This is a genomic window from Geminocystis sp. GBBB08 (assembly GCF_016743215.1).
Lineage (GTDB): Bacteria > Cyanobacteriota > Cyanobacteriia > Cyanobacteriales > Cyanobacteriaceae > Geminocystis.
Map to the genome: position 1 here is coordinate 1 of NZ_VRZC01000053.1, position 22,870 is coordinate 22,870.

At 33.4% G+C, this 22,870-nt stretch carries 18 protein-coding genes and 3 pseudogenes; 12 read left to right on the forward strand and 9 right to left on the reverse strand.

Features of this window, described 5'->3' with window-relative positions:
* Nucleotides 1–445: pseudogene (locus FWJ34_RS08770) on the reverse strand (trans-splicing intein-formed DNA polymerase III subunit alpha C-terminal partner DnaE-C); the annotation flags it as partial.
* Between the two features lie 332 nt (nt 446–777).
* On the opposite strand from FWJ34_RS08770, the gene tatC reads away from it, so the two are divergent.
* The 3 genes from tatC (at nt 778) to FWJ34_RS08785 (ending at nt 2,640) form a co-directional block, all read left to right on the forward strand.
* Entirely contained in the window at nt 778–1,542 is a 765-nt protein-coding gene (tatC, locus tag FWJ34_RS08775) for a twin-arginine translocase subunit TatC (protein WP_308254946.1), read from the forward strand.
* 115 nt (nt 1,543–1,657) lie between these two features.
* The gene (gene menB / locus FWJ34_RS08780; protein ID WP_308254947.1) at nt 1,658–2,491 is read left to right on the forward strand and encodes a 1,4-dihydroxy-2-naphthoyl-CoA synthase; all 834 of its coding nucleotides are present in this window, start codon (nt 1,658–1,660) and stop codon (nt 2,489–2,491) included.
* Nucleotides 2,492–2,535: 44 nt separating this feature from the next.
* Nucleotides 2,536–2,640, forward strand: coding sequence for an NAD synthetase (locus FWJ34_RS08785; protein ID WP_308254948.1), 105 nt, complete (start codon nt 2,536–2,538; stop codon nt 2,638–2,640).
* An 87-nt stretch (nt 2,641–2,727) separates the two neighbouring features.
* Here the strand turns inward: FWJ34_RS08785 and FWJ34_RS08790 are convergent, their stop codons facing one another.
* On the reverse strand, nt 2,728–3,030 hold the full coding sequence (locus FWJ34_RS08790) for a hypothetical protein (RefSeq protein WP_308254949.1): 303 nt from the start codon (nt 3,028–3,030) through the stop codon (nt 2,728–2,730).
* A gap of 404 nt (nt 3,031–3,434) precedes the next feature.
* On the opposite strand from FWJ34_RS08790, the gene FWJ34_RS08795 reads away from it, so the two are divergent.
* Nucleotides 3,435–4,565 (forward strand): quinone-dependent dihydroorotate dehydrogenase, encoded by a 1,131-nt coding sequence (locus FWJ34_RS08795; protein WP_308254950.1) that lies wholly within the window; start codon nt 3,435–3,437, stop codon nt 4,563–4,565.
* A gap of 14 nt (nt 4,566–4,579) precedes the next feature.
* Here FWJ34_RS08795 and FWJ34_RS08800 read toward each other — a convergent pair whose 3' ends face one another.
* The 3 genes from FWJ34_RS08800 to tnpA all read right to left on the reverse strand — a co-directional run bounded on the left by FWJ34_RS08800 (nt 4,580) and on the right by tnpA (nt 7,359).
* Nucleotides 4,580–5,422 (reverse strand): DUF1963 domain-containing protein, encoded by an 843-nt coding sequence (locus tag FWJ34_RS08800; protein WP_308254951.1) that lies wholly within the window; start codon nt 5,420–5,422, stop codon nt 4,580–4,582.
* A gap of 141 nt (nt 5,423–5,563) precedes the next feature.
* On the reverse strand, nt 5,564–6,781 hold the full coding sequence (gene ispG / locus FWJ34_RS08805; RefSeq protein ID WP_308254952.1) for a (E)-4-hydroxy-3-methylbut-2-enyl-diphosphate synthase: 1,218 nt from the start codon (nt 6,779–6,781) through the stop codon (nt 5,564–5,566).
* A gap of 161 nt (nt 6,782–6,942) precedes the next feature.
* A complete protein-coding gene (gene tnpA, locus FWJ34_RS08810; RefSeq protein ID WP_308254953.1) occupies nt 6,943–7,359 on the reverse strand; it encodes an IS200/IS605 family transposase in 417 nt (138 codons plus the stop codon).
* 54 nt (nt 7,360–7,413) lie between these two features.
* Between tnpA and FWJ34_RS08815 the strand changes: the two are divergent.
* From FWJ34_RS08815 to FWJ34_RS08845, 7 genes and pseudogenes are all read left to right on the forward strand, one after another.
* Nucleotides 7,414–7,713, forward strand: a pseudogene (locus FWJ34_RS08815) (helix-turn-helix domain-containing protein); the annotation flags it as partial.
* Nucleotides 7,714–8,324: 611 nt separating this feature from the next.
* Nucleotides 8,325–10,121, forward strand: coding sequence for a group II intron reverse transcriptase/maturase (gene ltrA / locus FWJ34_RS08820; RefSeq protein ID WP_308254954.1), 1,797 nt, complete (start codon nt 8,325–8,327; stop codon nt 10,119–10,121).
* 8 nt (nt 10,122–10,129) lie between these two features.
* Nucleotides 10,130–11,053, forward strand: a pseudogene (locus FWJ34_RS08825) (RNA-guided endonuclease InsQ/TnpB family protein); the annotation flags it as partial.
* Nucleotides 11,054–11,240: 187 nt separating this feature from the next.
* Complete coding sequence (gene rimI, locus FWJ34_RS08830) at nt 11,241–11,702, forward strand: ribosomal protein S18-alanine N-acetyltransferase (RefSeq protein WP_308254956.1); 462 nt, start codon at nt 11,241–11,243, stop codon at nt 11,700–11,702.
* 153 nt (nt 11,703–11,855) lie between these two features.
* On the forward strand, nt 11,856–14,024 hold the full coding sequence (locus FWJ34_RS08835; RefSeq protein ID WP_308254957.1) for a transglycosylase SLT domain-containing protein: 2,169 nt from the start codon (nt 11,856–11,858) through the stop codon (nt 14,022–14,024).
* Between the two features lie 19 nt (nt 14,025–14,043).
* Nucleotides 14,044–15,153 (forward strand): VWA domain-containing protein, encoded by a 1,110-nt coding sequence (locus FWJ34_RS08840; protein WP_308254958.1) that lies wholly within the window; start codon nt 14,044–14,046, stop codon nt 15,151–15,153.
* A gap of 146 nt (nt 15,154–15,299) precedes the next feature.
* Entirely contained in the window at nt 15,300–16,598 is a 1,299-nt protein-coding gene (locus FWJ34_RS08845; protein ID WP_308254959.1) for a homoserine dehydrogenase, read from the forward strand.
* A 64-nt stretch (nt 16,599–16,662) separates the two neighbouring features.
* Here the strand turns inward: FWJ34_RS08845 and psb35 are convergent, their stop codons facing one another.
* The 3 genes from psb35 to FWJ34_RS08860 all read right to left on the reverse strand — a co-directional run bounded on the left by psb35 (nt 16,663) and on the right by FWJ34_RS08860 (nt 18,087).
* Entirely contained in the window at nt 16,663–16,869 is a 207-nt protein-coding gene (gene psb35 / locus FWJ34_RS08850) for a photosystem II assembly protein Psb35 (protein ID WP_308254960.1), read from the reverse strand.
* Nucleotides 16,870–16,906: 37 nt separating this feature from the next.
* Nucleotides 16,907–17,245, reverse strand: coding sequence for a thioredoxin domain-containing protein (locus FWJ34_RS08855; RefSeq protein ID WP_308254961.1), 339 nt, complete (start codon nt 17,243–17,245; stop codon nt 16,907–16,909).
* 164 nt (nt 17,246–17,409) lie between these two features.
* Complete coding sequence (locus FWJ34_RS08860) at nt 17,410–18,087, reverse strand: NnrU family protein (protein WP_308254964.1); 678 nt, start codon at nt 18,085–18,087, stop codon at nt 17,410–17,412.
* Between the two features lie 282 nt (nt 18,088–18,369).
* On the opposite strand from FWJ34_RS08860, the gene FWJ34_RS08865 reads away from it, so the two are divergent.
* Nucleotides 18,370–19,374: a LysR family transcriptional regulator gene (locus FWJ34_RS08865; RefSeq protein WP_308254962.1), complete on the forward strand. Its 1,005-nt coding sequence runs from the start codon at nt 18,370–18,372 to the stop codon at nt 19,372–19,374.
* Between the two features lie 243 nt (nt 19,375–19,617).
* Here the strand turns inward: FWJ34_RS08865 and FWJ34_RS08870 are convergent, their stop codons facing one another.
* A complete protein-coding gene (locus FWJ34_RS08870) occupies nt 19,618–22,530 on the reverse strand; it encodes a glycerol-3-phosphate acyltransferase (protein WP_308254963.1) in 2,913 nt (970 codons plus the stop codon).
* Between the last annotated feature and the right edge of the window lie 340 nt (nt 22,531–22,870).

Genomic DNA, 22,870 nt, shown 5'->3' on the forward strand with positions numbered 1-22,870 from the left:
CGATAAAATCAGCAAAATTTAGGAATTTTCCCCCCGCTTTTTCTCTCGCTTCTAATATATTTTCAATGGCAGATTCTCCTAAATTTTTAATAGCAGCTAAACCAAATAATATATCTTCTTTTTGAGGCATAAATTCTTTGTAAGAATAATTAATATCAGGGGGTTTAACATTAATGCCCATTTTTAAGCAATTTTCCCGATATTTCTCAATTTTATCCTGATTATCGCTACTAGCAGTCAATAAAGCTGACATATATTCTACGGGATAATTAGCTTTTAAATACGCTGTTTGATAAGTAACGTAAGCATAAGCCGTAGAGTGAGATTTATTAAAGCAGTTAGAAGCAACCAAACCATTTGCCAATAAAAAATTGTGATCTTTTTTTACTCCAATATCATAAACTGGTTGAGTACCTAGCGATCGCCTATTAACTATTTTTACCATAAAAATTTATCATCAGTTAACCATTAAATTTCATTGTACATTTCAGGAGAAGAAATTGAAAAAGCCATAATTATAAGCTGAGTTCGGAGTTAAAATTAACAGATTTTGATAAAAAGAGTAAATAAATTGATTTTTTTCTTTTCAATCCTTTGATCAACTAATCAATGTTCGAGCGCACTTTAAGTGCGAAACCTGCTACCAGATACCTGAAACCCTCCTAAACCCAATATTATTGCATCGAACTGAGGTAATTATAAGGTAAAAGATCAGCAATAGATTGATATAATCTATAATCAACATGGTGTGTCAATTATTTATTTAGACAAAAAAAAATGACAACTCAGGAATTAGAACAGAAACCTCAAGCAAAAAACGAAGACTATTGGGATGAGATACCAAATCAAGCCGAAATGGGTTTTTTTGATCATCTTGAAGAATTACGTCAAAGAATTTTTGTCAGTCTTATTGCTATGGCCATTGGTGCTATTTCTTGTTTTTTCTTTGTCAAAAATATCGTAGCATGGTTAGAAATTCCTGCAGGAGATGTCAAATTTTTACAGTTAGCACCAGGTGAATTTTTCTTTGTATCTATTCAAGTAGCAGGTTACACAGGGATTTTATTTTCAGCCCCCGTTATCTTATATCAAATCGTCCAGTTTGTTGTACCCGGATTAACTAGGAAGGAAAGAAAAGCCTTAGCACCCGTAGTATTTGGTTCGAGTATTCTCTTTTTTGCCGGTTTAGCTTTTGCCTATTATTTATTAATTCCAGCTGCCTTAAATTTTTTCATCAACTATGGTGCAGATGTAGTTGAACAGTTATGGTCGATTGATAAATATTTCAAATTTGTATTATCATTAATGTTCTTGACGGGATTAACTTTTCAAATACCAGTTATTCAATTACTTTTAGGCACGTTAAACTTAGTTTCTTCTCAACAAATGCTCTCAGGTTGGCGTATTGTCGTCTTAAGTGCAACTATATTAGGTGCTGTAATAACTCCTTCCACAGATCCACTTACTCAATGTCTTCTTGGGGGTGCAGTGTTAGCTTTATATTTTGGTGGCGTTACCATGGTTAAACTAATCGGAAAATAGTTATTAATTATTGGCGATCGCCCAGAATCAAAAGATAAGATTAAGTGATCAAACATCATTTAAGTGCAAGATGTGAGTATAATGATCAGCTGTTGCCAAATTTAGAAGATTGTCCATGAGTGTAAATTGGGAAACAGTAGGAACCTATGAAGATATACTATATTTCAAATATGCTGGTATAGCTAAAATAGTTATTAATCGTCCCTACAAACGTAATGCTTTTCGTCCGCAAACTGTATTTGAACTGTACTCAGCTTTTTGTGATGCGAGGGAAGATCAAAGTATTGGAGTAATTTTGCTTACTGGTGCCGGTCCTCATACTGACGGAAAATACGCTTTTTGTTCGGGAGGAGATCAAAGTGTCAGAGGAAAAGCAGGATATATTGGTAATGATGGTGTACCTCGTTTAAATGTTTTAGATTTACAAAGATTAATTCGTAGCATTCCGAAAGTTGTGATTGCCTTAGTGGCAGGATACGCTATTGGTGGTGGTCATGTATTGCACTTAATCTGTGATTTAAGTATTGCGGCAGATAACGCTATTTTCGGACAAACCGGTCCAAAAGTTGGCAGTTTTGACGGTGGTTTTGGTGCCAGTTATCTCGCCCGTGTTGTGGGGCAAAAAAAAGCCCGTGAAATTTGGTTTTTGTGCCGTCAATATAACGCTCAAGAAGCCTTAGACATGGGATTAGTTAATACTGTTGTGCCGGTAGAAGCATTAGAATCAGAAGGGATAAAATGGGCTCAAGAAATACTCGAAAAAAGCCCTACTGCTATTCGTTGTTTAAAATCTGCTTTCAATGCTGATTGTGACGGACAAGCTGGAATACAAGAGTTAGCAGGAAATGCTACTTTATTATATTATCTCACAGAAGAAGGTACGGAAGGAAAACAGGCATTTTTAGAGAAGCGATCGCCCAATTTTCGTCAATACCCTTGGCTACCCTAATAAAGAAGAAATGAAATACAAATGTCATTTTATAACTAAAAAAGATGGAAACAGACAGATTAGATTTAATTTTAGGAATGGTAGCTTTAGTTATTTTACTAGGAGGCTTGTTGATGTTATTTAGTGGAATGAAGAAAATGAATGATTAAATAAAAAATACCCGTTATTAACTACTAAAATAGTATTGAATTTTTATCCTAGTAATTTATACTTATAAAATTAATTTTGATTAATAATTAAACTGATTTAGAAATCATAACGTCTGATGATACTTTTGTTTCAGCAGTAGTAACAGAAGTAGATTCCATTTCTAAATTAACCGAAGGAGTGGCACATCCTAAAGAAAAAGATTTTTCAAGCATGGCAATTTCTGGAACGGTTTGCCATTCATTATTAAAAGCGAGGATAGCCAAATGGCAAGATTCCCACTCAGCTTTTACCAAAACGCCCAATTGTGAGCATATTCCTCCTCGTCTTCCCTCGGGGTTATAAAATTGACAATGACGACAAGCAAAAATAAAATTATTTTGGGGTTTCATTTTCTTACTATAAATATTTATTTAACGACTTTTTATCTTTTTATTATTATGAACTATGTGGGATCAACGCTTTTTAGCCTAAAAAGGGCTTATACCTAGTAGAATTGGTTTTTTTTTACAGTTTTTTCTTTTATATTATTTTAACTATTGCTTAACAGAACTAAATATTTAGTTAAATTTTCATTAAGTTAGATAAACTTTTAATTTACATTAGAAATAATGTATTAAAAGATACAGTGGGGATCAACAAAAAACTATCTTATTTATATAAAAAAAGGAATTATATAGTTAATTAATTCTGTGAAAAAAAATAAGTTATTTTACCTATGTACAGTCAATTTTCTTCACAAATAAGAGTATTTAAACTACTCAGATATAGTTAATTTTGTGATTATTCTTAATAAATGTTCAATATTCTTAAACCTTTATATCCTGCCTTTTTTACATCCTTAAAAGCCAATCCAGAATCGGCTCACATCAACAGTCTAAAATTATTGCAACAATTGAGTTTTCAAAGCAATAACCTCTTGGGAAAATGGATAATCCAAGAGATGAACAAATCTTTTTGTTACAGTCATCCTTCTCTAACTCAATCTCTGTGGAATTTAAACTTTACTCATCCTTTAGGTTTAGCACCCGGATTCGATAAAAATGCCCAAGCAGCCGGAATTTGGTCAAATTTTGGCTTTAGTTTTGCCGAATTAGGTGCTGTTACCTTTTATCCTCAAGTGGGTAATCCCTTTCCTCGAATGTTTCGTTTACCTGCTGATAAAGCTATTCTTAATCGCATGGGAGCTAATAATGATGGTGCTGAGGCGATCGCACAAAGATTACAAAAGACATGGGAAAGACATCCTCGCAGTATTCCCATCGGCATGAATTTATGTAAATCAAAAATTACAGAATTAGATCAAGCTAGGGAGGATTATGTCGGTAGTTTTTGCCTTTTACGCCCTCATGCAGACTATTTTGTGGTTAATGTAAGTTCTCCTAATACTCCCGGATTGCGTTCCCTTCAAGGAGGAGAACAATTAGAGTCAATCCTAGAAGGCTTACAAGAAGAAAATCAAGGAGAAAAACCGATTTTGGTTAAAATTGCCCCAGACTTAGAATGGGATGATATAAAGTCAATTTTAAGGGTATCTCAACAATATAATTTATCAGGTATAGTTGCCACGAATACCACCATCAAAAAAAATGGATTAAAAACTCAGATTTTACCAGCTACAGGTAAAGCAATAACAGAGGAAGCAGGAGGAATTAGTGGAAAACCCTTAAGAAATCGCTCAACGGAGGTAATTAGATTTATTTATCAAGAAACAGAGGGTAAATTACCTATTATTGGCGTAGGAGGTATTTCTGATACAGAATCAGCCTGGGAAAAAATCACGGCAGGAGCAAGTTTATTACAATTTTATAGCGGTTGGGTTTATGAAGGTCCTTGGGTTGTAAAGGAAATTTTAGAAGGGTTAACCCAAAAATTAGCAGAAAACGGATTTAATCATATAAACGAAGCGGTTGGCATTAGGAATTAATTAGGAGTTAAGAATTAAGTACAATCCCAATTATATAAAACTTGAGAAAAATCTAAGTTTTTGAGAGCTGAAGGTTGAATAAAAAAATTAGCTATTCCCGCATCACCCCAACAAATTTCTTGATCAATATCAAAATATTCTGAGTCAATTTGTAATAATAGTTTATAAGGTTCATTTTCTTTTAAAATACCAAAACGAGGGTCACTTTGAGTAAAATAAGGATAACCACCTAACTGATGTTTAAAACCATTAAATTTATTATCATAATATTCTGTATAAATATCAAATAATAAGCTACATTCATCTTGATTTAATTGAGGTAAATAATCATTAAAATATTTATCAAAAGGATAAATAGTAGCTTGGCAACGATTAAATTCTAAAGTAAATTGTCCTCGAATAGGAAAATAAAAATCTTCTTCTAAATTAGGTAAAAAACTGAAATCAGTTACTAAATTATTTATATTTTTCTCAATGTCTGAATAATATAAGATTCTAAAACCTTTTTGTGAAGTTGGATTATCAAAATTTAATCCGTAAATATTATCATTACTATCAATAAAAAATTGTAAAATACCTGTTGTTGGAAAATGATCCAAATAAGGAATCTCGGTAAAATTGAGTTGAGCAACTAAACGTAAATATTCTCTTTTATCATTAATAGGATATTGTTTATTTTTGGGTAAATAAGGTAAACCTCCAAATTTACTTTGCCATAATAAAGTTGATATATCCATAATATTATTTTCGGTTACGGGAGCAACTTTTATTTGTAAATAATCCAACAATGTATTTTCAATAACCTGATAAAATGGTTTTAATTCTTTAGGTAAATTAAATAAAAACAAATTAGACATTTTTTATAATTTTTCTTTTTGTTTGTGTAAGTGCAACCTGCAACCTGCCACCGTCAAACCTATTAACTCTACCTGAATTCTTATATCGAACTCAGGTATTACTCATTAACCATTGCCCATTACCCATTACCCATTAAATAATTATGGCTCAACCCACCTATCATCAGCTTTAATTAAGTTAATTAATTCTTCAACACCTTGAGTTTCAGGCACTTTTTTAATTTCTTCCTTGCCACGATAAAGAGAAATAAAACCGGGTTGTTTACCTACATAACCATAATCAGCGTCTGCCATTTCCCCAGGTCCATTTACAATACATCCCATTACAGCTATATCTAAACCCGTTAAATGTTTTGTTGCCTCTCTGACTTTATGCAACACTTCTTCAAGATTAAATAAAGTACGTCCACAGGAAGGACAAGCTACATATTCTACCATCGTTTTACGCAATCCAAGGGCTTGTAAAATACTATAACAAACAGGGATTTCTTTTTCTGGGGCTTCGGTTAAAGAAACTCGGATGGTGTCGCCGATGCCTTCTGCTAATAATGTGCCGATTCCAGCAGTAGATTTAATTCTGCCATATTCGCCATCTCCCGCTTCCGTTACCCCTAAATGTAATGGGTAATCCATCCCTAAATCATTCATCCGTTTTACCATCAAACGATAAGCAGATAACATAACAGGCACACGAGAGGCTTTCATAGAAATAATTAAATTATGAAAATCTAACGACTCACAAATTTTGATAAATTCGATGGCTGATTCCACCATACCTTCAGGAGTGTCGCCATAAGTAAATAGCATTCTCTCCGCTAAAGAGCCATGATTAACACCGATACGCATAGCTTTACCTTGATCTCGTAAAGAAATTACCAAAGGTTCAAGAGTTTCTCTAATTTTATCCCCAATATCCCTAAATTCTGTATCAGAATACTCTTGGCGATCGCTTTTGGGTTTTTCAAACACATATAAACCCGGATTAATACGCACCTTATCAACGTGTTTCGCTACTTCAAGGGCAATTTTCATGCCATTATGATGTACATCAGCTACTAAAGGCACTGATTGATAAGTTTGTTCTAATTTTGCTTTAATTTCTCCTACTGCCTTAGCATGGGCAAGACTTGGCACTGTCACCCTAACAATTTCGCAACCAATTTCATGTAAACGACGAATGGCGGCAACAGAAGCATCAATGTCGAGGGTATCCTCATTAATCATAGATTGCACTACTACAGGATTATTTCCGCCAATGGTAACATTACCTATTTTCACAGGGCGAGTTTTACGTCTATGAATACTACCATCAAATAAATTATCATCGAAATTAGTTATCGGTTTATCAATAGTTTGCATCTTCTTCCCTTAATGGTTACAATTATTTTCACCTTAATTTTACCGTAATTGGCTATCTTAAATGTCAAAAGAGGTCACCCCTTAGATTTCTCAACAAAAGAAATACCCACAGAAATTAACGGGTGATGAATTTTGATCAGCAAGTAAAACATTTTAATTCCTCATTCTTGAGGAGTTTTTTGATTCTCAACATATTTTTTTAGCTCAGTAACAGTGACACCGCCGCAACTAGCCACGAAGTAAGCACCAGTCCAAAAATAAGGTTTATTATCAAAATATTTACTAGCCAAGTCAGGAAAATCACGTCTAATTAAACGACTGCTAACAGTTTTTAAGTTAGCAATCAACTTGGATAAAGATATATCAGGCTTGTAATCAATCAATAAATGTACATGGTCTGATTCCCCATTAAACTCTACGATCTGACATTCCCACTTAATTAATGTTTCTGTAAAGATTTCTTTTAACCTTAATAATACTTTTTCTGAGATTGCTTTTTTACGATATTTTGTGACTAACACTACATGAGCAGTAAGTTTATATACTGACCTAAAACCTTTATTATAAATACTTGACATTTTTTATCGCTAAATATATAATTATAGTGTAGCAAATAATTAGCTGTAAAACAAGTGATTACATTAACGTATCAGTATAAGCTAAAACTAAATAGACAGCAGACTCAAGAAATAGAACATATTTTTAGTGTGTGTAAATCTGTTTATAATTATGCTCTAGCTGAACGTAAGCACTGGTTGAAAAGTCGTAAATCACCTGTTAATTATTGCTCAATAGTTTCTGAGTACATCATTCCTGCAGATGCACCATACCCTAATTACAATTATCAAGCTAAACAGTTAACCGTTGCTAAAAAGACAAATCAAAACTTAAAATCTGTTAATGCTCAGGTATTACAGCAAACTCTGAAAAGTGCGATTCGTTCTAGCCAAAGTCTAGGCTAAATAGTCAAAAACGTAAGCTAGGCAAGGTTTACAACTATGTACCTTGACAACTCTATATCCTTATAAGTGAAAATCTTATCCGTTATTGTCAACGTGACAGCATAACCGACAATGACTTGGTGTTTGGTAAACCATACGCTGAAGCTCGGTTAAAAGGTGGTCACTCCTAGCCTAAAGGGGAATCCCATCGAGCAATTTAACTATGACTACGCAAGGAATCCTCGTCTGAACCATCGTCAGTTTGAACTAGCTAAATAAGGCTGATAAGCTAGACCAAAAAGGTAATTATTCTAATGTACTAGCAGATTTTTTCATCTGAACTAGAGACAAATACATAGAATCGGTGGAGAGAGGGAGTCTAAGGTTGAGTAATACCGTAATCCATATGGATTAGCGGAAGGATATAGGGAACGAAATAACCTCTCATAATCTCTCAAAGAGGTTGAATACTTTGAGTAGTAACCAGCGTAAGGTTATGAGAGACAGGATTGTTCAAGAAGCCAACGCTTTTATGTAATGTAAGAGATATGCTGACATGAACACTTTGATAAACAATGTAAAGTCAATAAAGTAATAAAATTATGACGAAGGTAAAATCTATCGATAAATTAAATACTTGGAACTCTATTAACTGGAAAGTTGTAGAAAGAGAGGTGTTTAGATTACAAAAACGAATTTACAGAGCGAGTCAGAATGATAATGTCAAGTTAGTTCACAGCTTACAAAGATTACTCGTAAAATCCTACTATGGGAAATTACTATCTACCAGAAAGGTTACTCAAGACAATCAAGGTAAGAAAACGGCAGGTGTGGATGGTGTCAAATCATTAACTCAGAAGCAACGCCTTGAAATAATTGGTCAACTAAACCTAAGAGGTAAATGTAAACCCACCCGTAGAGTTAACATACCTAAACCTAACGGTGAAACAAGACCTCTGGGAATACCATGTATGGTAGATAGAATCAAACAAGGATTAGTCAAATTAGCTATTGAACCCCAATGGGAAGCAAAATTTGAACCTAACAGTTATGGATTTCGACCAGCTAGGTCATGTCACGATGCAATAGGGCAAATATTCAATGCAATAAAACATCAATCAAAATATGTATTAGATGCGGATATTACCAAGTGTTTTGACAGAATTGACCACTATAAATTACTTGCAAAACTTGAAACCTACCCACAACTAGAACGTGAGATTAAATCATGGTTAAAGAGTGGTTACATGGACAGCAAACAACTATTTCCCACCGAAGAAGGCACACCACAGGGAGGTGTAATATCCCCATTATTAGCAAATATAGCCTTACATGGTATGGAATTAGAACTCAAAAAGTTTGCTCGAACATGGAAAGGAAACAAGCTACACAACGAAAAGTCTCTTAGTATCGTAAGATATGCAGACGACTTTGTTATCTTACATAATGATATTAAAAGGATTATTCAGTGCAAGGAAGTTATAGAAAAATGGTTGAAAGAGGTAGGACTCGATTTAAAACCAAGTAAAACCCGTATCTCTCACACACTATATAAGTATGAGGGAAACACGGGCTTTAACTTCCTAGGATTTAATATCCGACAATATGAAGTTGGAAAAACACACACTGGCTCAAATACTAAAGGTGTGCCACTTGGGTATAAAACCATCATAAAACCATCAAAGGAAAAAATCAAAACCCATATTAAAAAGATTGGGGACGTAATAAGAAAACACAAATCATCACCACAAGTAGCATTAATTAATGAACTCAATCCCATCATTAGAGGTTGGGCAAATTATTATAGCTCGGTGTGCAGTAAAGAAACTTACTCAAAATGTGACCATATATTATATCAACAACTCAAAAGATGGGCAGAAAGAAGACATCCAAATAAATCTAATTCATGGGTAGCTAGTAAATATTGGCACACATGGGGATTAAGAACTTGGGTATTTTCCACTAAAGATGAAGATGGAATGAGACTCCTAAACCATAGCGAAACGGAAATCAAAAGACATACCAAAGTCAGAGGAGAGAAATCACCTTTTGACGGAGACTGGTTATATTGGACTACCCGTATAGGAAAACACCCTGAAGTTTCAACAAGAATGGCAACATTACTGAAGAAGCAAAAAGGGAAGTGTAATCAATGTGGACTAAACTTTAAAAGTGATGACTTGTTAGAAATCGACCACGTTATCCCTAAATCGAAAGGTGGTAAGGAAATGTACAATAACCTACAAGTTCTTCATAGACATTGTCACGATAATAAGACTGCCAACGATGGTAGTTTGAATCGTACCCATGACAAGGGGTTTATCGGAGAGGAGCTGTGTGAAGCGAAAGTTTCATGCACAGTTCTGAAGACGAGTCAAGTTCGTGAGGACTTGGCTTAGTTTAACCTTTAGATAGGGCTTTTTCTGATATGAAATCTAAAGGATACGGGTTTCCTCGTTTTAAAAAGCAGATGAAAAGTTTTGTCTTTCCCGCAATGCTTAAAAATTGTCTAGCAAAAGATAAAGTTAAATTACCTCAATTAGGTTGGTTAAAAATCAAACAATCTAGGGATTATCCTACAGGATTTGAGGCTCGTCTTGCTCGTATTGTCAAAAAGGCAACAGGATATTATTTGATGATTGCTTTTCAATCCCTTGAATCATGTCCTGATGCACCTGTAGGAAAGATAAGTTTAGGGCTTGACGCTGGAATAGAATCATTTGTCGCTACAGATAGAGGAGAATTAATTAAAGCACCAAAGTTTTTGTTACAAGCACAAAGTAAGCTGAAGTTGCTACAAAGACGTTTAAAACATAAAACTAAAGGCTCTAAAAATTGGTTAAAACTCCAAAATAAAATAGCTAAACTTCATGAAAAAGTTGCTAACACACGCCGTGATTGGCATTTCAAATTAGCAAATTACCTTTGCGACTTAACAAATAACATTTTTGTGGAAGATATAAACTTTATTTCATGGAGTCGTGGAATTGTAAGAAAACAATCCCTTGACTCAGGTATAGGGCAATTTATTAATGAAATTTTGCCTTATATTTGTGGGAAACGGAGTAAGTTTTATCTGAAAGTCAACAAAAATGGCACATCTCAAGAATGTTCTAACTGCGGTAGTTATACAGGCAAAAAGCAGTTAAACGAAAGGGTGCATAATTGTCAGTATTGCAGTTATACAGCACCAAGAGATGTTGTCAGTGCAGAGGTAATCAAGAATAGAGGATTAATTGCGGTAGGGCATACCGTAAATCAAAATGCTTACAGAGACGTACTGACGGGGTTCATACAAAGTAATTTGTTTGAGCTAGTTAAGTGTCCTTGAGGTAAGAATCACCCATCACAATCTTTGATTTAACGGGTGAGTGTCAACATTAATGAGTAATTAGTAAGATAGCATAAGTAATGAATAATATTAAGTTAGGATAATTCCCCATAAAAAAGTTTTTGTCCTTTTTTTTTCCCTTTAAAATCGATACATATTGTTTTCGCCACTAATTAGTATTTTAATAATGATTTTAGAAGTGATCAACATCAAAACTTTAACAGAAAAACAACTAGATCAAGTCTTAGAATTAGATAAACTTTGTTTTGGAGGTTTATGGAGTTTAGACAGTTATAAAAGAGAAATTGAAAGCCCTAATAGTTGTTTATTAATAATAACAGTTAATTCTGAAGAAAATGAAAAAGTCATTGGTTTAGGTTGTTTTTGGTCAATTGTTGATAAGGCACATTTAACTATTTTATCTATTCATCCTGATTTTCAAAGAAAAGGTTTAGGGAAGTTACTATTAGGTAAACTTTTAGAAAAAGCAGAAAATCAAGGTTTAAAAAGGGCAACTTTAGAAGTAGGAGAAAAAAATTATAAAGCAATACATTTATATCAATTATTTGGTTTTAAAGAGGCAGGAAAAAGAAAAAAATATTATAAAAAAACTGGTGAAGATGCCTTAATTTTGTGGAAAAAGTTATAAATAATTTTCAAGAAAAATCTGGTTTTAAGGGATTATAGAGAACAAAACTGGTATGATAATAAAGCTATCAAATTTTTAAAATATTGTCGTTTTATAAGAATAAATTAAATGACAAATTAACTGAAATTGTTAATGATAACGATGAATAAATAGATGAAAATAAAAAACATTAAAAATCTTATCCCCCTATCTACTCTCCTGATTGTGATTGTGGGAGTTGTAGGTGCAACATTTTTAACTCCAAAATTAATGAAGATGCTAGATGAGATTGCTATTTCTCCTCTTCAAGAAAAGCCAGAATATAGATTAGATGCACCTTCAGAGGTTTTACCTTTAGCTGATGTTGCTCCAAAAGAGCGTCAATTAGCTTTAGAAACTATCGCAAATCAAGAAAAACCATCTTTAGATAGAAATAGGGCAAGATTTTTATTAGCATCAGATATATTAAGGGGTGATTTTGATGGAGCAAAAGCCTTAAATTATCTTAAAAATTTAGATAAAGAATATCCCATTTTAGCCCCTTATATTATATTGAGACGAGGAAGGGCTTATGAATTAACAAATGATATTGAAAAAGCGAAAGAAATTTGGCAACAATTAATAACAGAATTTCCAGAAGAATTAGTTAGTGCAGAAGCCTATTATAAACTTGGTAATTATGATCCTCAATTTTGGCAAGAAGCTATTAAAAGGTTTCCTCAATACCCACGCACCCATGAAATTGCTCGGAAATTATTAGAAAAAAATCCTCAGCAAAAAGACTTATTGTTGCTGTTAGCAACCTATGATTTATCACCGCAAACAAAGCCTATTTTAGATCGATTAGTTAAAGAATTTGGGAAAGAATTAACTCCTCAACAATGGGATATTATCGCTAATAATTACTGGCAAAATGGCAACTATTTACAAGCTACTAATGCCTATAAGAAAGGCACATCTACTCCTGAAAATTTGTATCGTATTGCTAGGGGTTATCAAGTCTCGAAAAAACCTGTGGAAGCAAAAAGTTTTTATCTAAAATTAGTAGGTGAATTTCCCGATGCACCAGATACAGGATTAGCTTTAAGAAGATTAGCCGCTATGAGTCAAGGAGATGAAGCCTTATCCTATCTTAGCAAAGTAGATAAAAGATTTCCTCAAGAAGCACCTAAAGCCTTAAGTCAAAAAGCAACTATTTTAACTCTTTTAGGTAGATTTTCAGAGGCAACGGAAGTTAGAAATCAACTATTACAACAGTTTCCTAACTCTAACGAAGCGGCGGATTCTCGTTGGCAAGTGGCTCAAGAATTTGCAAGGGGAAATAATCTTGTTTCGGCTTGGCAATGGGCACAACAAATTAGTGTTGATAATCCTGATAGTGATGTGGCACCAAAAGCTGGTTTTTGGGTGGGAAAATGGGCAGAAAAATTAGGGCAAAAAGAAGAATCTCAAAAGGCTTTTCAGTTTGTTTTAGAAAGGTATCCTCATTCATATTATGCTTGGCGATCTGCTGTAAGACTAGGGAAGGATGTGGGAGATTTTACCAATATTCGCAATTTGCCTTTAAAAGTAGAAACCCCTAATACTCGCCCAATTCCTCCTGCTGGTTCTAATATGTTTAAAGAGTTATTTTTATTAGGAGAAAATCAGGAAGCTATTGATTTATTTAAGGGAGAAATAGGTAATAAACCAGAATTAACGGTATCAGAACAATTTATTCAAGGATTGATACAACAAATTCAAGGACAAAATTTACAAGGAATTAATACTATTTGGAGTTTGAAAAATCGGGAGAAACCTGAAGATTATCTAGAGTGGCAAATATTGCGAAATAGTTCAGAATATTGGTATGGTTTATTTCCTTTTCACTATGAAGATTTAATCGTAAAATGGTCACAAGAAAGAAAATTAAATCCTTTTTTGGTAGTATCTCTAATTCGTCAAGAATCGAGATTTGAAAAAGAAATCAAATCCCCCGTGGGCGCAACAGGATTAATGCAGATTATGCCAGATACTGGAAAATGGATTGCACCACAAATTAATGTTACAAAATACTCTCTTATTGATCCTAATGATAATATCAAAATGGGGACATGGTACTTAAATCATACCCATGAAACTTATAACGGGAATTCATTACTTGCTGTAGCTAGTTATAATGCTGGACCGGGTAATGTAGCAAATTGGGTTAAACGTTATTCTCTTGAAGATTTTGACGAATTTGTAGAAAATATCCCTTTTCCAGAAACTAAAGGTTATATTGAGTCAGTTTTTGCTAATTATTGGAATTATGTAGAATTATATGATCCTCAAATACAGGAAAAAATAGAGGAATCTAAATAATAATAAAAGGTGTGGAAAAGTGGCTAAAAATTGTGATCAAATTACCATCGGTGAAGCGTTATCTGATAATCAAAAATTGGGTTTAGAATTGGTTTCTCGATTAACCGGTGGTAGAGATGTGGTTTTTGCGGTGGATTTAACCGAAAGTGTTAGCCTTGATGCCCAAGGTAAAGTTAGATTAAAGCAAATTGTACAAGATAGTTTGAATAAGGGCGATCGAGTTTATATTGTACCTTTTTCCTCCCGCATTAATCCGACTAATGCTAATGTTAATCCCCTTAGTTTATCAGAGGTGATCGAGTTTAAAAATCCCCAAGAAGATATAGATCTGATTATTGATAAAATTCCTTTACAAGCGAATATAAGAGAGAAAAACACTGATATTCAACAAGCAGAGCATTTTATTTATCGAAATTTAGCTCAAATTAATCAAAATCGTCTTTGTAGTAAGCAACCTATTAAATATCAATCTGTAGTTTGGCTGACGGATGCCCCCCTGAATACTAAAAGTGGTATTACTTCTGATATATGGATAGAAACACCTAAAGAGAGTCCTTACCGTAATCCTAACTCTTCTGAAAGTATTGATCGCCAAAACTGGTTAAATCATTTACCAATTAACTTAAGGAGTTTAAATATTGAGAATTATCAACTAAGTATTGCGGATATTAAACCTACTGTACAAGAATTTTGCACTCCTGCTCCTGAGGGTAAAGAAACTTGTTTAATTAATAGTTATATCACCAATCAATTATGGCTACCTATTACTATTTTATTATTAATAAGTATAATAATATTGGGTGGAGGAATATTGGCTTTAAAATACTATTTAAGTCTGCAAAAAACATGGAAATTAGAAATTGAATTGCCTAATGATGATCAACAAATTCGGTTTTTGAAAAATAAAAATAGTTTAGCTATTGGAGAAGAGATAGAATGTTTAGGTGGAGAAATTAGGGGTTACTTAAAAAGAGAAGGAAATCAAATAATTATTGAGCCAAATAACATTTTACCAATTATTTATAAAGGAAAAGAAATTAAACAAAAACAAGTGATTAATGGGAATATTATTCGATTAAATTGTCCTTATAACCATCGAGATTTTGAGATAAAGATTACGATAAAATAATTTATATAGCAATCCTAACTTTGTTTATTAGATATTTTTGTTCTAATATCCAGATCTCAATATTACTAAAAATCATTGTTCATTGGTAACTGTTCATTGTAAAATAGGCATTATAACGAACGATTAGATTGTGAAGGATAGATATTGTGGCTTTTAAAATCGGTTTATTAGGATTAGGCACTGTAGGTACAGGAACAGCAAACATATTATTTAATCCTGAAGGCAGACATCCTCTTATCCAAGATATAACTATTACGCAAATAGGAGTCAAATCTTTAGAGAAAAAACGCAACCTAGAATTACCCTCAGAAATGCTCACCTCTGATTTAGATGCCATTGTCACTAATCCTGATATTGATATTATCGTTGAGTTGATCGGCGGTTTAGAACCGGCTAGAAGTCTGATTTTAAAGGCGATCGCCCATGGTAAACACGTTGTCACAGCTAATAAAGCGGTTATGGCAAGATTTGGTCCTGAAATTTACACAGCAGCTAATGAAGCTAAAGTATATGTCCTTCTTGAAGCCGCTGTAGGAGGTGGTATTCCCATTGTTGAACCTTTGAAACAGTCTTTAGGGGCAAATCGCTTCGAGAATATAATTGGTATTGTTAATGGTACAACAAATTATATTCTTACCCAAATGACTCAAAATGGTGTTGATTTTGAGGATGTATTGAAAGAAGCTCAAGCCCTAGGTTATGCGGAAGCTGATCCAACGGCGGATGTAGGAGGGTTGGATGCGGCTTATAAGATCGCTATTTTAACCTCTTTAGCTTTTGGCGGTAAAATTAATCGTGAAGATGTTTACTGTGAGGGTATCACCAAAATTACTAGCAGTGATATTAGTTACGCTGAAAAATTAGGTTTTGTGATTAAATTATTGGCGATCGCCCATAAAGTACCGAAAAGCAATCCTGAAATATTGCAGTTAAGAGTACATCCTACTTTTGTGCCTAAATCCCATCCTTTGGCAAATATTAATGGGGTAAATAACGCTATTTTGGTAGAAGGGCAACCCCTCGGACAAGTGATGTTTTATGGGCCAGGGGCTGGAGCCGGACCAACTGCTAGTGCGGTAGTTGCTGATATAATGAATATTGTCGCAGTTCTTCATAGTGGTAAAAAAGCGGAAAGTCTTGATCCTCTTCTTAGTTCTTCTCCTCAACATTATTGCCAAGTTAGCTCCATAGATGATGTTTATAGCCGTTTTTATGCCCGTTTCCTCTGTGCGGATGTACCCGGTGTAATTGGTCATTTAGGCACTACCTTTGGCGAATTTGAGGTTAGTTTAGAGTCTGTAGTACAAATAGGGTTTCAAGGAGATTTTGCTGAGATTGTTGTAGTAACTCATCAAGTCAGAGAAGGTAATTTCCGTAACGCCATCAAAGAGATTCGGAGTTTAAATGCGATTAAAAACATTCCTAGTATTGTCAGAGTACTTTAGAATGAATATGCTATTTTAAAAATGTCCAAAGGGGACATCTATTCAATTTTTCCTGTCAAGGTTATTAATTTTTCCGCTCTTGATTATTAACCTTTACTTCAGGAATAAAATCAGGTTTTTCGGCATCTTCCCAACCCACTGGACGTTTAGAACTATACCATGCAATCGAACCAATGACAACGGCGGCAATAAAACCGACAACATAAACAGCGACAAAATAAACGGGAAAAGTACCTGCGGTGGCGATTATTTCTAACGATAAATTATTCATTGATTTATTCCTCTATTTTCAATTGTAACATTTATATTTAAGCAGATTTAGGCATTAAACTTAACATTATATGACTCATACTATTATACAAATCCTCTCTACTGTGAAATCCCTCTAATCGATGAATTACCTCACCTTGGTTGAGAAGAAGAAGAGTCGGTAAATTACGCAAACGATAACTATTAGCTAATTGTAAATTTTGATCGGCATTAATATTAATAATTTTTAATTGTCCTTGCCATTCAGATTCTAATTTATTTAAAATTGGATTGAGCATGAGACATAAGCCACACCAAGGAGCCCAAAAATTTACTAATACAGTTTCAGATGATTCTAATACTTCTTTCTTGAAAGTTTTTTCGTTAATAGAAATCATGATGAGATTAAATGAGTAATGTGTATTAAAAAAAATATTTATATATAACTAATTAAAAGGTCATCAAATCTAAGAATTATTTAAAAAAAAATTTATTGAATCTTATATATCCTTGATCCCTTTACTCTATTTTGCCCGAAATTGGGGTATTTCATCTACAAAATTTAAAGATTCACTCTACTTGTCGCTACCATTAACCAAGGATGTAACCACCAAAATAAAAAGATAAAACCAATTACGCCTAAATAAGCAGGTTTGAAAAACTCTTTAATTTCTAAAGTTTGCCTTCCATCTAAAATTGCTAACATTGGTAATACTGATGTTCTTTCTTTTACCTTTAAAAAACTATCCCCGTAACGTTTTGTTAAGCGGCGATCGCCATGCCACACAGCAAAAAGATGATGAGCGATTAAACCAAAGGAAGTAAGAATAGTAAAAGTTGTACCTAACCATAGAGTATGAGCGATACACCAAATAACTTGCCCTACCATTTGCGGATGACGAGAAATACGAATAATTCCTGTTTCATAAAGATGTACTTTTGGTTTAGCAATGGCGGCAATTTCCAGTAAATTAAAAGTAGCAGGGTAAAGGAAGATAAAGGAAATAAAAGATAAAATCCAGACAGTTTCTTTAACCCCTGAAATATCTTGCACTTGCCATAAGACTAAACCCTCATAGCGATGATTAAAAAAATAAATAATCAAAATAGTCGCCAAAGGAATACTCACTAAAGCAAATAAAACTCGATATAAACGAGCCCCAATTTTTGACTCTCCCCACATTCTCAACCCAGCTAAACCACTATGAGCAATGGCAAATAAAAGTAATAAACCTACCATGATAAAATGACTAGGAGTTAACCAATGAGGGAGATTTGCCCTTAAAGAATTAACAGAAAACTCAGCAATAAAATCAAAGGGAAAAAAATTGAGCTTATTTGCGTCAAAGTGGTGCATAAAGTCTATACTGAGAAAATAGAAATATAATTAATACTTATTTTATAGTTTAATTAGATCTTATCAATGATAGGTAAAAAATTGATCCCTATATTGTTATCGTCTAATCACAATTCTTTTAGAATTTAAGCACATAATTTTCACCATTAAATATTGATAAAATTTATGTCAGATATACCTTTCTCCCTTGATCAATTACGGATTCTAAAAGCCATTGCTGAAGAAGGTAGTTTTAAACGTGCCGCGGATAGTTTGTTTGTGTCACAACCAGCCATCAGTTTACAAATCCAAAACCTTGAAAAACAATTAGCAGTGCCGTTATTTGATAGAGGAGGGAGAAAAGCACAACTGACAGAAGCAGGAAATTTGTTACTTGCTTACGGTGAAAAAATTATTACCTTGTGTCAAGAAACTTGTCGTGCCATCGAGGACTTACAAAATCTTCAAGGTGGTACTTTAATAGTAGGAGCGTCTCAAACTACCGGCACTTATTTATTACCGAGAATGATTGGCTTGTTTCATCAAAAGTATCCTTATGTTTCTGTTCAGTTACAAGTCCATTCAACTCGTCGCACATCATGGGCAGTAGCTAATGGGCAAGTTGATTTAGCAATTATCGGCGGTGAAGTTCCTTTAGAGTTACAAGAAATACTCGAAATTATTCCCTATACAGAAGATGAACTGGCTTTGATTTTACCACCAAATCACCCTTTAGCCGAACAAGAAACTATCGTTAGGGATGATTTGTATAACTTAAACTATATCACCCTTGACTCTCAATCTACCATCCGCAAAGTTTTAGATCAAGTGTTAACCCGTTGTCAAATTAATACCAGTGAGTTAAAAATTGAAATGGAATTAAATTCGATCGAAGCCATTAAAAATGCTGTACAATCTGGGTTAGGTGCTTCGTTTGTTTCTGTCACTGCCATTGAAAAAGAGTTAAAAATGGGTATCATTCACCGTGCACATATTCAAGGGGTGGAAATTCAACGCACTTTATCCGTAATAGTTAATTCTAACCGCTATCGATCAAAGGCTTCAGAAGCATTTATTAAAGAAATTTTACCGCAATTTTGTAGTGAAAATCATTTAGCTTCTTTAGATAGATTATCCAAAAAAAATAAAGACTCTTTCACACAGGATAAAAAAATCATTATTGAATCTTAATCAAGGTTAAATTACTCATATTATTTTATAGTAATATTAATATTCCTTTCTGTTATATCTAGTTAATTAAATTAAGATTGAGACAAATTTAAAAATTTTGTAGCCGGGTGGGCAATGCCCACCATTAGATACTTTGCGATAATTAATAGTCATACAAAACTGTCTCATTATTATTTAAAATGACTATAAAACTTATTCACAGTTATCTATGACGTTTACTTTCTTCTTACCTAAATTCAACATTTAAGCCAAAATTTGTACAGTGCCTTTACTTCCATTTAACCGCACTAATTGACCATCTTGAAAAATTTGGGTAGCATGGTGAATATCCATAACCGCAGGAATTTCATATTCTCTGGCAATAATTGCACCATGGGAAAGTTTACCACCCACTTCGGCAATAATTCCTCCTGCTTGTGCTAAGATTGTTGTCCAACCTGAATCAGTATAAGGCACAACGATGATAGTTTCACGGTTAATATTATTAGCTTGTGCTAAAGTAGAAACTATTTTTATTTTTCCTTCAATAATTCCGGCACTAGCACCAATGCCCGTAAAATTTGAAGATGTAGAAATAGGAGTATATTTTGAAATTAAATTCATTTGAGGTGCTTTACCATAAATTAAATAAGGAATTGAAGTGATATTTTTACTTTCTTGCCACTGAAATTGTCTTTCTTGGATTAATTCCATCAGATTAATGTTATGATTTTTTTCTTCAATATAGTTAGTAATTTCACCTAACGTTAAAAAGAATATATCCTCTTCTTTTGCTAAAATATTTCCTCTTAACCATTGTTTTTCTAAGGCTAAAAAACTATAACGTAATTCTGCTAATAATTGAGAATAAATTTCTGTAATTTTTCCTTTTAAATTTAATCTTTTTTGTACTGTTTTTATTTGCCAAGTAGGTTGACTTACTTTTTTATTAGCAATGGAAGTAGTAGGATTTTCACCGACAAATTTAGTAAACATAATTTTCATTTCTCTCGCATTTTCTCGCCAACGGGGGATAGAAATATCTGTGGCAACTTGACTTAAATAGCCATATTTATTTAACCAGTCATCAAGACTATTTAATACAGATTCTCCTTCAGTTGATTCAGCTAGATAAGCAAAAAAAGCGGCATAGTTATTTAGGTCTAAAATCGGAAATGCCATATTATAAATTAATTTACGAGTATCCGTTGCAATTTTTTTTAAAGTTTTTAAAGAAGCGATTTCAGGAATATTATCATTATCTAAATCATCAGGAGAAACTTTTAAAATTTCTTGCCGTAAACTATAACTAAGGGGTGCTAAAATACTATAGTAAGTAGCTTTTTTCAGGTTCTCTAAAATATTATTAATTCTACTTAGTAATTCTTGAGGGGATAAGTTATCAAGATTAATCTCTTTTAATTCGTCTAAAATAGGTACAAAATATCGATCATTATCATAAATAAAATCAGTGTCTAATTGTAACTCTTTTTTCAACAATCGCCACAAACCAAACCAGTTTTTTACCGTTACCATTAAAGGCGGTTTGGTAAATTTACTGCCACGAGTGAGAAATTCTAAACTTTCTGGTGGTAAACCCATTAAAAGAAAAATATCTCCTAATAAAGTAGCGTTAAAATAGGCTCGATGATAATGTAAAGTGGCAGTTTGATTAAAATCTAAATTTTTTGCTTTTTTGCCTAAAACAATAGTAAAAATATCTCCCCAAACTCCACAGGTAAGAGGTTGATTAATTGACCATGTTAAAGATTTTATCACTCCCGGTATAACTTCGGCGGCGATTTTTCTTGTCCATAAAGGCTGTAATGTAGTTATCGGGCGAGTTTGTAATAACCAAATTTTGTCACCGTCATAAGTCCATTCTATATCTTGAGGGATTCCTTTACATATATTTTCAATTTCCCGAGCAATTTTGGCTATAGTAATTAAGACATCAGAAGGAATCTCCCCTCCTTCTCTCCTCCTCTTCTCCTCTCCTCCTCCTTCTTCTAAAGTTTCATCAGGGAAATTAACTTTATATTGCTGTGGAGTAATTTCTCCTGAAACTAATTGTAAACCCATTCCTGCCACTGTTTCAATACACACACAATCTTCTAATTGATTGACGGGATCTCTACTAAACGCTACACCTGAGAATATCCCATTAATTTGTTGTTGAATAATAACGGCGATGCCTTTATCTTTTTTTTGCTTACTTTGTCGATAATTAATAGCGATCGAACTATTATAAGAAGAAAGACAATTAATGATAGCTTGTTGTAAAGTAGCAGTATCCTTAATGTGTAAAAAACTTTCATAAATACCTGCGGCTGAAGCGTTAATGGAATCTTCATCAAGAGCAGATGATCTTACTACTAAAGGGTTACTAGTAGAAGGTTGTAAAAATTGCGTCAGTTTACCAATATCATCACCAGCTTTAATCACCCAACCATCAGGAACATTATAACCCCATTTTTTTAGTAAAGATAAATTAGCGGCTTTAGTGCCTACTTGGGAAGGATTTAAAGACTCATTTAAACTGAGAATACCATAATCTCCTCGAAAAAAACGAAACATTTTAGCCGACTCCCTATTGACTTGATTGGGTTGTAAATCTAAATCATCAGGCATTCGTTGATAAATTCCGATTAACAAACTAGCCAATGCCACCGTCATGAAAATATATTCTAATTCATTAATTCGTTGAGCTGATAAAATAACTACCATCAACACAAGAATTCCGACTCTTCCTGTGTGCTTTTCTCGCCATAGAGTAAAACTAACACCACCAATCAGAAAAATCAATAACGCGCCTACGGGATTATGAATAATGATACCCCAAGTAACGTTAGTTGCCCCGGCACCTTTTCCTCCCCAATAACGCCCTATAACTAATGCTATTATGGCAACAATTTCCCATGTCGAGCCTAAAGGAAAAAATGCCCTTGTTAATAAGACTACGGCAATGCCCTTTCCCGCTTCTGATAAAACTGCTAAAATTCCTGCTGATTTACCACCGTGATAAAAAGCTGCCGACACGGAAATATTCCCTGTGCCTAATTTTGTTAGTTGTTTCCCTGATACTGCATAAGTAAACCAGTCAATGAGGGGAATTGCACCAATAATAGGGCAGACAAATAAAATTAACAACACGCCCCAAAGTTGTGTGATTGTCATGAAAATTTTAACTTATAATTATTAATTAAAATCAAAGGAAATTAAATAGAAACTTTATAGAAATAATAAGTAGCTCAATATTAAAGTAATTATAATTATAATATAATTGATTTTTTATAGCCAATAATTGATTTTTATTTATATTTCAAAAATTATATTTAATTGTTAATTGTTAATGACTTTATAAGGTTTTAAAAATGTTCAACTACTCTAGCAATTCTATGGGAGTTGTGAGATTTAAAGAGGTGTTAGCTATCAGCTTTCAGTGGTCAGCTTTAAGGTATAGTAAGATTTACAGATTTATTTTTTAATCTTTAATTCTTGACGAATGATTTAGGAT